Origin of the sequence: Caulobacter sp. UC70_42 (genome assembly GCF_044056025.1) — a bacterium.
Lineage (GTDB): Bacteria > Pseudomonadota > Alphaproteobacteria > Caulobacterales > Caulobacteraceae > Caulobacter.
In genome coordinates this window covers 4,179,383-4,192,235 of sequence record NZ_CP171994.1, presented here as the reverse complement: position 1 = coordinate 4,192,235, position 12,853 = coordinate 4,179,383, and the positions used below count along the sequence as shown (strand labels likewise).

Here is a 12,853-nt window from a genome sequence, read left to right as displayed (position 1 = left end):
GCTAGCGCTGCCGGCGACGGTGGCGGGCCAGGTCGATGCCGTGACGCTCGATCTTGTCGTAGAAGGTCTTGCGTGGAATGCGCAGGATTTCCAGCGCCTTGCGGACATCGCCTTCACCGGCCGTCAGGGCTTCCTCGATCAGATGCGCCTCGTAGGTCGCCACCCGCGCCGGTAGCGGCGGCGGGGGCTGGGCCGGCAAATCGCCGCCCTGGTCCGCCAAGCCAAGCGCCACGCGCTGGGCGTAGTGGCTGAGCTCGCGGACGTTGCCGGGCCAGTCGTGATTGTAGAGCCGCCAGCGGATCGCGTCGTCGATCTTCGGCAACTCGCCCTGGAGCCGTTCACAGGCCCTGGCCAGGAAGTGGGCGAACAGCAGTGGCACGTCCTCGCGTCGCTCGCGCAGCGGTGGGATTCGGATACGCACGACGTCCAGGCGGTGGAACAGGTCCTCGCGGAAGGCGCCGGCCGCGACGGCGTCCGACAGGTCCGACTTGGCGGCGGCGACGATGCGCAGATCGAGGGTCTGGGCGCGGTTGGAGCCCATTGGCGTGACTTCTCGTTCTTCCAGCACCCGCAGGAACTTGCCCTGCGCCTCCGGCGCGAGGGTCTCGATCTCGTCGAGGAACAGGGTGCCGCGATCAGCCTGCTGGATGCGGCCGGCGCGCTGACGCACGGCGCCGCTGAAGGCGCCCAGTTCGTGGCCGAAAAGCTCGCTATCCAGGGCCGCGGCGGGCAGGGCGGCGCAGTCGACGGCGACGAATTCGCGGTCGCGACGGCGACCCCAGGCGTGCAGGGCGCGAGCGGCCAACTCCTTGCCGACCCCGGTCTCGCCCTCCAGCAGCACGTCCACATCGGCGTTCGCCAGCTGTCTTAGCGTCGCGCGCAGTCGCTCCATGACCGCCGTCTGGCCGATCAGGGGCCAATCGCCCTGGGCCTCGACGGCCAGGGTGCGCAGGGTGCGGTTCTCCAGCACCAGCCGACGCTTCTCCATCGCGCGGCGGATGCTGCTGACCAGACGATCGGGGGCGTAGGGCTTGGCCACGAAGTCGTAGACCCCGTCATGCAGGGCCTCAACCGCCTCGGCGACGTCGGCGTGGCCAGTGATCAGGATGACCGGCAGATCTTCGTCCTGGGCCTTGAGGCGACGGAACAGCTGGCGGCCGTCAAGGCCTGGCATACGGATGTCGCTGACCACCACACCCGGGAAGCCGGCCGGCAGGGCGGCCAGGGCCGCCTCGGCGGCGGCGAAGGCCATGACTTCGAACCCGGCGAGTTGCAAGGTCTGGACATTGGCGTCGCGCAGCACCTCGTCGTCGTCGATGAAGGCCACTTGGTTGACGGGAACAAGCATCAGGAACGCGCCTTGGGGAGGGACATCACGAAGCGGGCGCCGCCGGGGGCGGGCTCCAGGGAAAGCTCGCCGCCGAACTCGGCGACGATGTCGCGGCTGATCACCAGGCCGAGGCCGAGGCCGCGCGGCTTGGTGGTCGCGAAGGGGGTGAACAGGCTCTTGGCGGCCTCGGGGGCGACTCCGGGGCCATTGTCGGCGACCACGATCCGCACCTGCGCGCGTTTGACCGCGACCTGGACCCGGATCTCCGGATTGGTCGCGCCCTCCAGCGCCTCCAGAGCGTTCTGCAGCAGGTTGACCAGCACCTGTTCCAGCCGGAAACGCTCGGCCATCACCCGGGCGGCCTCGTCCGCCTCGTCGCGGATCACCCGGACGTTCTGCTGACGCACGCGTGGGCCGACCAGCAGTAGGGGCGCCATCGATGGCGTCGCGCACGGTCACCGGCGCGGCGGGCGCGCTGGACTTGCGGGCGAAGGCGCGCAGTTCGTCGGTGATCAGGCCGATGCGTTCGGTGAGACCAGCGATAAGGCCGAGATTGGCCTTGGCGGTCTTGTCGTCGGCCCGGTCCAGGAAGGCGGCGGCGTTGTCGGCATAGGCGCGGATGGCGGCGACCGGTTGGTTGATCTCGTGGGCCACGCCCGCGGCGATCTGGCCTAGGGTGGCCAGCTTGTTCGACTGCACCAACTCGTCCTGCATGAGGTGGACGTGAGCCTCGGCGCGGCGGCGTTCCTCGATCTCGACGACCAGGCGCTGGTTGGTCTCGCGCAGTTCGGTGGTGCGCTCGGCGACGCGGGCCTCCAGTTCCAGCCGGGCGGTCTCCTGGCGGGCGGCGCGGAGGCTGGCCTGACCACGCCAGCGCAGGAGGGCGAGGGCGATACCGCACACGACCAGACCGACCAGCAGGGCGATGGCTCGCGCCCCGGCGACGGCGGCCCGCAAGGTTTCGCCCACCGGCGTGAAGGTGAAGACGGTCCAATTGGCGGCGCCCAGGTCGGCGCTGGCGGCCATGAAGCGCGTGTCGCCGTCCGCCGCCGCCGTGGTCAGGACAGGCGATCGGCCGGCGACGGGCGCGGGCGCGGCCTTCAGCACCGAGAACCGGGGCGTCGCCGAAGCGGTGCTCGGTGTGCAGTTGTTCCTGCTCGGCGCGGGGCAGGCGCGTGAGGGTCGAGAACCGCCAGGCTGGGATAGAGGTCACCAGGATCACGCCGCGCGGATCGGCGACGAAGGCCGGCTCGGCGGCCGACCATTCGGCCTCCAGCGCCTCGAACTCGACCTTCACAACCACCACGCCCAGCATGCCCTCGCGCCCCTCGAACGCGGCGGGACATGAACAGGCCCGGCCTCCGACTGACCGTGCCGAGGGCGAAGAGTTCGGCCACGCCCTTGGCGCTGGCCTCCTTGAAGTAGGGGCGGAAGCTATAGTCGGAGCCGACGAAGCTGGTCGGTTCTCGCCAGTTGCTGGCGGCGATGGTCTTGCCCTTGGCGTTCAGCACATAGATCACGGCCGCGCGCGTGCCGCCGCTCAGGGTTTCCAGCTTGCGGTTCAGGGCGTCGATGCCGCGCGGATCGGCCGAGCGCAGGGTCTCGGCCACGTCCGGGTCCTGAGCCAGCACGAAGGGCAGGGAGCGGTGCTTGGCCAGTTCGCTGCGCAGCACGGCCGCGTGCAGGGTGGCGGAGGTCTGGGCCTGACGCGCCAGGTCGGCCTCGGCCCGCCGTTCGGCGACCGCGCCCGCGAAGCCGACGACCGCCGCCAGGATGATCACGCTCACCGCGAAATAGGCGGCCCAGCGGCGAACGATCGGGTCGGCGAGATTCGGCGGCCGCATGGTCGTCATCAACGCGTTTCCAGGATTTGTGTGGATTCTCGCACAAATACCGGATTGGCTGTAGGGATTTTCGCAGTCGGTGGCGCTGTTAGCGTCGTCTCCGAATAAGAAATATTGTGTTGAAGCAATGTCTTATGGCTTTTCTTCAGGCCGCTTGCGCGGGCTTCCGCCTGAAAGGATCGTCTATCCAGGCGCCCTGGCAAAGGGGCGCGGGTGGAAACGCGGCTCCAAGAGGCGACAGTGAAGACGATCCAACCGGCCGCGCCCGCGCGAGCCTCTGAACGATCCCGGCCGTTCTTCCAGCACCTTTATTTCCAAGTGCTGCTCGCCATCGTCCTGGGCGGCGCCATCGGCCACTACTATCCGGAGATCGGCCAGTCGCTGAAGCCTCTGGGCGACGCCTTCATCAAGCTGGTGAAGATGGTCATCGCCCCGGTGATCTTCCTGACTGTGGTGACCGGCATCGCCGGCATGCGGGACCTGGAAAAGGTCGGCCGCGTGGCCATCAAGGCGCTGATCTATTTCCTGATCTTCTCGACCCTGGCCCTGATCGTCGGGTTGATCGTCGCCAATGTCGTCCAGCCGGGCGCGGGCATGAACATCGATCCCGCCACCTTGAAGACCGACAAGGTCGCCGAATACGCCGCCAAGGCGCACGACCAGAGCATCGTCGGCTTCCTGTTGCACATCATCCCGGACACCGTGGTCGGCGCCTTCGCCGAGGGCGAGATCCTGCAGGTGCTGTTGATCTCGATCCTGTTCGGCCTGTCGCTGACCCTAGTCGGCGAGCCGGCTCGCCCCGTGGTCGACTTCCTGGAGCTGGTGGCCCAGGCCTTCTTCAAGTTCGTGCACATCGTCATGAAGGCCGCCCCGCTGGGAGCCTTCGGCGCCTTCGCCTTCACGATCGGCAAGTACGGCATCGCCTCGGTCGCCAACCTGGCCATGCTGGTCGGCACCTTCTACCTGACCTCGGCGCTGTTCGTGATCGTGGTGCTGGGCGCGGTGGGTATCGCCAACGGCTTCTCGATCTTCAGCCTGATCCGCTACCTGAAGGCCGAACTGCTGCTGGTGCTGGGCACCAGTTCGTCGGAAGCCGCGCTGCCCAGCCTGATCGAGAAGCTGGAGAAGGCTGGTTGCCCGAAGTCGGTCGTCGGCCTCGTCGTCCCGCTCGGCTATTCGTTCAATCTGGACGGCACCAACATCTACATGACCCTGGCGGCGCTGTTCATCGCCCAGGCCACCGGCGTTCACCTGTCATGGGAGCAGCAGGCGCTGCTGCTGGGCGTGGCCATGCTGAGCTCGAAGGGCGCGGCGGGCGTGACCGGCGCGGGCTTCATCACCCTGGCCGCGACCCTGTCGGTGGTCCCCTCCGTTCCGGTGGCCGGCATGGCCCTGATCCTGGGCGTCGACCGCTTCATGTCGGAGTGCCGGGCCCTGACCAACTTCACCGGCAACGCGGTGGCGGCGATCGTCGTCTCGCGCTGGGAGCGCGGCCTGGACGTCGCGGCCCTAGGGTCGGCCTTGAATCCGAAGAAACACCCGCCCGACACGAGCGGTCCCGTCCCGGACGCCGCGCGTCCATAGGGCCGGCGGATCCAACTCCAGAGCCTACTCAGAACAAAGAAACTTGGGGAGCTAAATCGTGACGCACCAAACCCTCCGCGGCCATCGCCGCCGCCTCGTCCGCGGCGTGGCCCTGGCCAGCCTGCTCGCCGCCACGGCCGCCGCCGCCCAGGAAGCGACCGACGCCACCAAGGTCGAGGAAGTCGTCGTGGTGGGCAGCCAGATCAAGGGCGCCAAGACCACGGCGGCGCTGCCGGTCACGGTGCTGGACAACAACCAGATCGCCGCCACCGGCGCGGTGTCGGGCGATGACCTGTTCCGCTCGATCCCGCAGATGGGCGACGTCTTCATCAATCCCAGCAACGCCCCGCAGACCAGCAACTCCACGCGTGGCGACGTCAATTCGATCAACCTGCGCAGCCTGGGCGTCGGCAACACCCTGGTGCTGCTGAACGGCCGTCGCCTGGTCTCGCATCCGACCAGTCAGTCGTCGGGCACCGTGCCGCTGCTGGGCTACAACGCCAACGCCATCCCGACCTCGAACCTGGATCGCCTGGAAGTGCTGCGCGACGGCGCCGCCGCGATCTACGGCGCGGACGCCGTGGCCGGCGTGGTCAATACGGTGCTACGGACCGACTTCGACGGTCTGACCGTCGACGCCCAGTACGGCTGGGCCGAGGGCACGCACCGCAAGGAATACACCAGCAACATCTTCGCCGGCCGCAACTTCGCCGAAGGCCGGGGCAATATCTCGCTGAACGGCAACTTCACCTGGCGCACGGCCCAGCGTCCGAGCGACCGGCCCTATACCGCGACCCAGGACCTGCGCTCTCTATTCGCCGGCTATCCGGAGTACGCCGCCAGCGCCGCGCCGGACAATCGCGGCAACCAGAACTCGTTCGCCAACTTCACGGTGTTCGGCGGCCCCGGCGTCATCCGCCAGGGAACGACGGCTTTGACCTCGGCGGCCGGCGCGACCCACGTGCAGCCCAACACCATCGCCGGCTGCGCCACACAGTTCGGCGCCGGCCTGTGCCTGGGCACGGGCAACCTGGCCACCGGCAGCACGGCCAACGCCTACCGTTACAACGCGGTGCAGAACGACGCGACGACCATCGCGCCGGAGATCGAGCGCCAGAACGTCTTCCTGAACGGCCACTACGACATCGGCGACACCCTGACGGCCTATGGCGAGATCGGCCTCTATCACGCCACGTCGGAGGGCCTGACGACCCAGGGCACCAGCCTGGTGGCGATCGGGGTCCCGGCCAGCAACTACTGGAATCCGTTTTGGCCCGGTGACCTTCGCCGACGGTACGGTCAATCCCAACCGCTTGCCGAACCTGACCAACGTGCCGGCCGCCGGCCTGCCGGTGACCTTCACCAACTACCGCTTCAATGACCTGGGACCGAGCAAGGTCGAGGTCGAGAACTACCAGACCCGCTTCCTGGGCGGCCTGAAGGGCGAGACGTGGGGCTGGTCGTGGGACTCGGCGCTGCTCTATTCCAAGGCCGACGCCAAGGACGAGAGCGACGGCATCGACAGCAAGAAGCTGGCCGCCCAGCTGGCTCTGTCCACGCCCGACGCCTACAACCCGTTCAACGGCGGCTGCCTGGACGGCGCGGGTGGTCGTGACTGCACGCCCAGCTCCAAGGCCGCGCTGGACGCCATCCGCTTCCGCCTCAAGCGCCATTCGACCACCACCCTGACCCTGGCCGACTTCAAGGTGTCCAAGCCGGACCTGCTGACCATCTGGTCGGGCGATGTCGGCGTCGCCGCCGGCGTCGAGTTCCGTCACGAGACCCAACAGGACCGCCGCGACCCGCAGCTGGACGGTCGTACGCCCTTCACCGACCCGGTGACGGGCAACACCAGCAACAGCAACGTCACCGGCGTCAACGACACGCCCAGCACCAAGGGTTCGCGCGACGTCGGCTCGGCCTTCGTCGAGTTCGCCCTGCCGCTTGTCTCGCCGGAGATGAACATCCCGCTGGTTCGCCGTATCGATGTCCAGCTGGCCGGCCGCTACGAGAATTACAGCGACTTCGGTTCGGTCGCGAAGCCCAAGGTGGCCTTCGCCTGGGATGTGGTCGACGGCGTCCGTTTCCGCGGCTCCTGGCAGAAGGGCTTTCGCGCCCCGAACCTGGAGACGACCAATCCGTTCGCCTATTCGCGGACCAACACCGTCACCGACTATTACCGCTGCGAGGCCGACCTGCGGGCCGGCCGCATCTCGACCTTCAGCGCCTGCACGCGCGGAGTAGGCATCCGCTTCACCACGGCCGGCAACCCCAACCTGAAGGCCGAGGAGAGCGAGAGCTATTCGGTGGGCGTCGTGCTGCCAGCCGACCTTCATTCCGGAGCAGTTCGGCCGCTTCACGATCACTGTCGATCGCTGGCAGATCAAGCAGCAGGGCATTGTCGGCACGTTGGGCTCGACCAACGCCGCCGTGCAGGACTATCTGTTCCGCCTGACGGGCACGACCAACGCCAACGTCATCCGCGCCGCCCCGACGGTGGACGACATCGCCTTTTTCAACGGCACGGGCCTGACCCCGGTCGGCCAGATCCTTGAGATCCGCGACCAGTTCAAGAACCTGCAGCCCCAGACCGTCAGCGGCATCGACTTCGGCCTGAACTGGACGCTGCGCACCGACAAGCTGGGTCGCTTCAGCGCCAATGTCGATGGCACCTACATGGACAAGTTCTCGCAGGAACTGGCCCCGCCGATCGCCGATCTGTTCGCCGCCCGCGCGGCCGGGACGATCAACCCGGCCACGCCGCTGACCGATCCGGGCGACCTGCTGAAGCGCAACGGCAAGCCGAAGTGGAAGTGGAGCGGCACGGGCACCTGGCGCGGCGGTCCGGTCCAGATCGGCGCCTCGGTGATCTATACCGGCGCGGTGCTGGACACCGACCTGCTGTCGACCACCGGGGAGCCCTGGCGCGTAGAGCCTCTGACCACGGTCAACCTCTATGGCCAGTACCGCTTCGAGCGGAAGGGTTGGGCCAACGACACCCGCATCCGCGTCGGGGCGCGCAACCTGTTCGACAAGGATCCGCCGCTGGCGTCTTCGGGCTACATCGGCTCGCTCTACAACCCCTATGCCCGCTACTGGTACATGAGCGTCAGCAAGTCGTTCTGAGGCTCAGCGCACCGGCCGCTCCAACATTCTCCCAGGAGCGGCCGGTTCTCCTTCGTATTTGCGTGACGAGGTTTTCGCCGGTGATGAAGCTGTCCCCCAAGCTCTCGGGCGCCGCTCTGGCTTTTGGCCTGGCGATGTCCGCCACGGCCGCCTGCGCCGAAGCGCCCGCCGCAAAGACCTGTCCCGATGGCCTGCCGGGCGAGACCAAATGTATGGCCGGCCAGGACATGAATGGCGCCTACTATTGGATCGCTATTCCAAAGGCTTGGAACGGGACGCTCGTTCTACATACCCATGGCGGGCCACGCTTGAAGAAGCCCAAGCCCGACGACGCGATCGAGGATCTGCAGCGCTTCGCCGTCACCGTCGCAGAGGGCTACGCCTGGGCCGGCTCCAACTATCGCCGCGAAGGCTACGGCGTCCGCTCGGCCGCCGAGGACAGCGACAACCTGCGCAAGTTGTTCTGGGAAAACTACGGCCGGCCCAAGCGCACCATTCTGCACGGCCAGTCCTGGGGCGGGAATGTCGCGGCCAAGACCGCCGAGCTCTACAGCAAGGACGCCGACGGCAGTCTCGTCTACGATGGCGTCATCCTCACCAGCGGCGTGGTCTCGGGCGGCACGCGCGCCTATGACTTCCGCGCCGATCTGCGGGCCGTCTACCAGTACTATTGCGGCAACCATCCGGAAAAGGGCGAGGCCCAGTATCCGTTGTGGCAGGGACAGCCGGTCGGCTCGAAGCTGACCAACAAGGAGCTCGACGAGCGGGTCAACGCCTGCACCGGCGTCGACCTGCCGGCGGGCCAGCGCACGGTGCAGCAGCGGCGCAACCTCGCCAATATCCTGGCGGTGACCAGGATCCCCGAGCGCACCCTGGGCAGCCACCTCTCCTGGGCGACCTTCACCTTTGCCGACATGGTCAACAAGCGGCTGGGCGGAAAGAACCCCTTCACCAACATCGGCGTGGTCTACAAGGGTTCCGACGACGACAAGGCGCTGAACAAGGGCGTGATCCGCTTCAAGGCCGATCCGGAAGGCGTGCGCAGGCTGGCCGACGACAGCGACCTGACCGGCAAGCTGCCGGTTCCGACCCTGACGATGCACGCCATCGACGATCCGACCGCCTTCGTCGAACTGGAACAGGTGTTCCATGACACCGTCGCCAAGGCTGGCAAGAGCGACCTGCTGGTCCAGTCGTTCACCGACGAGCACGAGCATTCCAAGCTGGCCACGCCCGAATACGCGGCCTTGCTGCGGGCTATGACGGCCTGGATCGAGCTGGGAACCAAGCCCAGCCCCGCGACCCTGGCCGTCGGCTGCGCCGAGGCCGTGAAGACCTATGGCGAGGCCTGCCACTTCCAGGTCGACTACAAGGTCCCGGCTCTGTCGACCCGCAGCTATCCGCGCGCCAAGCCGGGTCTGAAATAGGGCGCGGTGGCTGGCGAGCTTGCCGTGGGGCTGGCGGCCAATCTCAATTCCTGTTGTACGATCGCCGGAACGAGATTGCCCACAGCGCCCGCGGGCGGCCGCTGTGGGGCCAGGCGAGGGGGGCCCCGGTGATCGAACTCTACCACTGCCATGACGCGCGATCGTTCCGAGCCCTTTGGGCGCTGGAGGAGATGGGGCTGGCCTATCGCCTGCACCTGTTGCCGTTCCCGCCACGCTTCCTGGCGCCCGAGTACCTGGCGCAAAATCCGCTGGGCACGATCCCGCTGTTGATCGATGCGGAGACGCGAATGACCGAGTCGGCCGCGATCCGCAGTATCTCGCGACACGCCATGGCCCCACGCCGCTGGCGGTCGGCGTGGACGAGCCGGACTACGGCTTGTGGCTGGACTGGATGCATCGCGGCGAGGCGACGCTGACGTTCCCGCAGACGATCGTGCTGCGCTACACCCAGCTGGAGCCCGAGGAGCGCCGGGTGAAGCAGGCGGCCGACGACTACGCCCAGTGGTTCCTGTCGCGCCTGCGCCATGTGACCCGCGCCCTGGCCGACCGCGAATGGCTGTGCGCCGGACGGTTCACCATGGCCGACGTCTGCGTGGGCTACGCCCTGCTGCTGGCCCATACGGTCGGACTGGATCACAAGTTCAGCCCGGAAGTCGCGGCCTATTGGGAGCGACTCTCCGCGCGGCCGGCGTTTCTGGCCGCCAAGGCGGCGCAGAACGTCAAGGCGGCTTGAGGTCGTCAGCCCAGCGCCTTCGACAGGCGCAGCCACAGCTGCTGGTCGAAATCCTGGTCGGCCGCGGCCTGACCCATGCGGACAACGACCAGCTTGCGGCTGGGGCTGACATACAGGCGACGGTCGAGCGCTCCGAACGCAGCGACCGTATCGGCGGGCGCGGCGGGAATGAGCGGCCCCGGCGTGGCGCGTCCGGTCGCTCGGATGGTCTCCGAGCCGCCGTTCAGCCACCACAGCCGGCCATAGGCGGGGTTGGTCGCCGAGCGGACGAACATGGCCTTGAGGCTTGCTTCGGAGACGATCCGCTTGCCGTCGGCCGCCTTGCCGCCGTCAAGCACGATCTGGCCGAACCGGGCGACGTCGCGTGGGCAGGTGACCAGACCCGTGGCGTTGCCGACGCTGGCGAAGGCGGTGGGCCGTTGGCGCCAGGCGGTGTCGACCATCCCGGCCGGCGCGGTCAGCCAGTCGCGGGTGATGGTCTCGAGCGGCAGCTTGGCGGCGGCGGCCACGACGCGTTTGGTTTCCGCATAGACCGGGGTGTTATAGAAAAATCGCGTCCCCGCCGGAGCGACGAAGGCCAGCTTCTCGTCCAGGCCCGAGGCCATGGTCAGCAGATGGATCACGCGGATCGCCGCTTCCTGCTCGGGCGAAGCCTTGGACCACCCCGCGCCGATATAGTGGGCGACCGGCTTGTCGACATCGATCAGGCCCTTGTCGATGGCGATGGCGATCAGCATCGAGACGAAGCTCTTCTGCTGCGAGGCGACATCCTCCAGCAAGGCGCCGTCGTTTGTCGTTCCGTAGGTGAAGCTGGCCCGAAACTGGCCCGCGTCGGCCGGCAGGGGCCAGTTCTTTTCGACCAGTGTCTCGCCGTTCTGGACCACCAGGAAGCCGGTGGTGTTCTGCTCGCCCAGATAGTCGAGCACCGGCCGCAGGGCCGTGGACGGCGCGGCGGCGAGGGCTGGCGAGGCCGCGAGAAGCCCCGCGCTGGCCAGAATGGTCCGGCGTGAAATCGCGAATGGCATGAGTCGCCTCCCATGAATTGGCAGGCCCTTGTCGGCCGGGCCGTGTATGAAGTCAGGCGCAACAAGGAAGAGCCCCGGAGCTTGCTTGTCCTGCATGGCCATCTTGGCGCCGGAAGCGGGGGCGAAGCGGAAGCCGTGCTCGATCATCGCGGATGATGAACTTCATTTCGCGCGAGCATCAACAAAAATTGTTGAACAATATTGTTGACGAGGTTGAACGCACGCGTGTGTCCTCGAGGTCAACGGCGCGGCGATCACGGCGTCGAGGGAGGGGATCATGCCAGGCCTGTTCATGGTCGCCGCGCCGCCGCGATTCGCCGGCGACAATGCGCCTTGGCCCTCGCCATGGTTCGCCGACGCGCCGTCGAGGCGCACATCATCCACGGTTGACGGGAACGGAGAACGGCATGGGCGCGTCGCGTCGGGATCTTCTGGTGGGCGCCCTGGGCGTCGGCGCTCTGGCGGCTGCGCCGGGGGCTCAAGCGGCGGCCGCCAAATTCGACGCCGCCTGGCTGCAGATGGTGCTGGAGCGCTTCGCCGGCTTTGGGGGCAAGGCCTCGGGCGGCGCGGGCGACAACGCCAGCGGCGATTGGCTGGAAAAGGAGCTGACCGCGCTCGGCTATCGCTGCGAGCGACAGGCCTTCGAGGTCCCGTACGCAGATGTGCGCCAGGCGACGCTGGTCGCCGGCGGACGACGCGCCGAGGTCTTCCCGCAGGCGACCGTCAGGACGACGGCCGTCGGGGGACTGACCGCGCCCCTCAAGTCGTCCGCCATGCCGGGGAGCCTTGATGGAGCCATCGCGCTGGTCGTGCTGCCGTACAGCCGGTGGGTCAGCATGGCCCAACCGGTCATCCGCGCCGCTCTGAAGGACGCCTTTGATCGCGGCGCGGCGGCGGCCGTGGTCGTGACCACGGGGCCGACAGGCGAGGTGATCGGCCTGAATGTCAGCCCGTCGGAACCCGGCTTCCAGAAGCCAGTCGTCCTGCTGGCCCCCAAGGACGCCCCTCCATTCGTCGCGGCCGCCAAGGCGGGCGCGACCGTGACCCTGACGGTCGACGCCGAGGTCGGCCGGCGACCGGCCTACAACCTGATCGCCCGTCTCGATCGCGGCGCGGCCAAGACCTTGATCGTCACCACGCCGCGTTCGGGCTGGTTCACCTGCGCGGCCGAGCGAGGGGCGGGAGTGGCGATCTGGCTGTCGCTGGCCCTTGGCCTGGCGGCGGCCAAGCCCAAGGTCAATCTGGAATTCGCCGCCACCAGCGGCCACGAATACATCTATCTGGGCGGGGAGCGCTATCTGGAGCACCACGCGCCCAAGCCCGCCGACACCCACGCCTGGGTCCACATCGGCGCAAGCGCCGCCGCGCGCGACTGGCATGAACTGGGCGCCCTGCGGCCTTTACCCAGCGCCGACGCCCAGCGTGTGCTGACCGCGACGCCGGACTTGCTGGAACGGACCCGCCGAGCCTTCCACGGCATCACCGGTCTTGAGGCCACCTACGAGGCCAACAAGGCCAATGCCGGCGGCGAACTCGTCAATGTGATCGAGGCCGGCTACGTGTCGGCCATCGGCCTCTATGGCGGCCATCGCTACTTCCATACCGCCGGCGACGATATGCGTTGCGTGTCGGGGGAACTGGTCGAGCCGGTCGCCGCGGCGTTCCGAGCCGTGATCGACGCCACCTTCTGAACGGCAAATCCGGGCTCAGTCGCCGGTGAACGCACAAGTGGAGGTTCTTCGGCTTGACCGGCGCGCCTGGGC

At 67.9% G+C, this 12,853-nt stretch carries 10 protein-coding genes and 2 pseudogenes; 7 read left to right on the top strand and 5 right to left on the bottom strand.

Annotation, left to right across the window (positions count from 1 at the left end; translation table 11 throughout):
* Position 1: 1 nt before the first annotated feature.
* From ACHMW8_RS20980 to ACHMW8_RS20965, 4 genes and pseudogenes are all read right to left on the bottom strand, one after another.
* Positions 2-1,315: pseudogene (locus ACHMW8_RS20980) on the bottom strand (sigma-54-dependent transcriptional regulator); the annotation flags it as partial.
* Positions 1,316-1,347: 32 nt separating this feature from the next.
* On the bottom strand, positions 1,348-1,680 hold the full coding sequence (locus tag ACHMW8_RS20975) for a sensor histidine kinase (protein WP_395446020.1): 333 nt from the start codon (positions 1,678-1,680) through the stop codon (positions 1,348-1,350).
* Positions 1,681-1,867: 187 nt separating this feature from the next.
* A pseudogene (locus ACHMW8_RS20970) lies at positions 1,868-2,044 on the bottom strand (hypothetical protein); the annotation flags it as partial.
* A 386-nt stretch (positions 2,045-2,430) separates the two neighbouring features.
* Positions 2,431-3,183 carry a cache domain-containing protein gene (locus ACHMW8_RS20965; RefSeq protein ID WP_395443676.1) on the bottom strand — a complete coding sequence of 251 codons (753 nt, stop codon included), beginning with the start codon at positions 3,181-3,183 and terminating at the stop codon, positions 2,431-2,433.
* 231 nt (positions 3,184-3,414) lie between these two features.
* Here ACHMW8_RS20965 and ACHMW8_RS20960 point away from each other — a divergent pair, with 231 nt between their 5' ends.
* The 6 genes from ACHMW8_RS20960 to ACHMW8_RS20935 all read left to right on the top strand — a co-directional run bounded on the left by ACHMW8_RS20960 (position 3,415) and on the right by ACHMW8_RS20935 (position 10,065).
* Positions 3,415-4,758, top strand: coding sequence for a dicarboxylate/amino acid:cation symporter (locus tag ACHMW8_RS20960; protein WP_395443675.1), 1,344 nt, complete (start codon positions 3,415-3,417; stop codon positions 4,756-4,758).
* Positions 4,759-4,816: 58 nt separating this feature from the next.
* The gene (locus ACHMW8_RS20955; RefSeq protein WP_395443674.1) at positions 4,817-6,139 is read left to right on the top strand and encodes a TonB-dependent receptor; all 1,323 of its coding nucleotides are present in this window, start codon (positions 4,817-4,819) and stop codon (positions 6,137-6,139) included.
* Entirely contained in the window at positions 6,036-7,313 is a 1,278-nt protein-coding gene (locus ACHMW8_RS20950) for a TonB-dependent receptor domain-containing protein (protein ID WP_395443673.1), read from the top strand. The genes ACHMW8_RS20955 and ACHMW8_RS20950 overlap by 104 nt, the downstream gene beginning before the upstream one ends.
* Positions 7,314-7,967: 654 nt before the next feature.
* Positions 7,968-9,311: a hypothetical protein gene (locus tag ACHMW8_RS20945; protein WP_395443672.1), complete on the top strand. Its 1,344-nt coding sequence runs from the start codon at positions 7,968-7,970 to the stop codon at positions 9,309-9,311.
* A gap of 128 nt (positions 9,312-9,439) precedes the next feature.
* The gene (locus ACHMW8_RS20940; protein WP_395443671.1) at positions 9,440-9,748 is read left to right on the top strand and encodes a glutathione S-transferase N-terminal domain-containing protein; all 309 of its coding nucleotides are present in this window, start codon (positions 9,440-9,442) and stop codon (positions 9,746-9,748) included.
* Complete coding sequence (locus tag ACHMW8_RS20935; RefSeq protein ID WP_395443670.1) at positions 9,688-10,065, top strand: glutathione S-transferase family protein; 378 nt, start codon at positions 9,688-9,690, stop codon at positions 10,063-10,065. Before ACHMW8_RS20940 ends, ACHMW8_RS20935 begins: the two co-directional genes overlap by 61 nt.
* Positions 10,066-10,070: 5 nt before the next feature.
* Here the strand turns inward: ACHMW8_RS20935 and ACHMW8_RS20930 are convergent, their stop codons facing one another.
* Positions 10,071-11,090, bottom strand: coding sequence for a serine hydrolase domain-containing protein (locus ACHMW8_RS20930; RefSeq protein WP_395443669.1), 1,020 nt, complete (start codon positions 11,088-11,090; stop codon positions 10,071-10,073).
* 407 nt (positions 11,091-11,497) lie between these two features.
* Between ACHMW8_RS20930 and ACHMW8_RS20925 the strand changes: the two genes are divergently transcribed.
* Positions 11,498-12,781 carry a M28 family peptidase gene (locus tag ACHMW8_RS20925; protein ID WP_158624730.1) on the top strand — a complete coding sequence of 428 codons (1,284 nt, stop codon included), beginning with the start codon at positions 11,498-11,500 and terminating at the stop codon, positions 12,779-12,781.
* Positions 12,782-12,853: the final 72 nt, after the last annotated feature.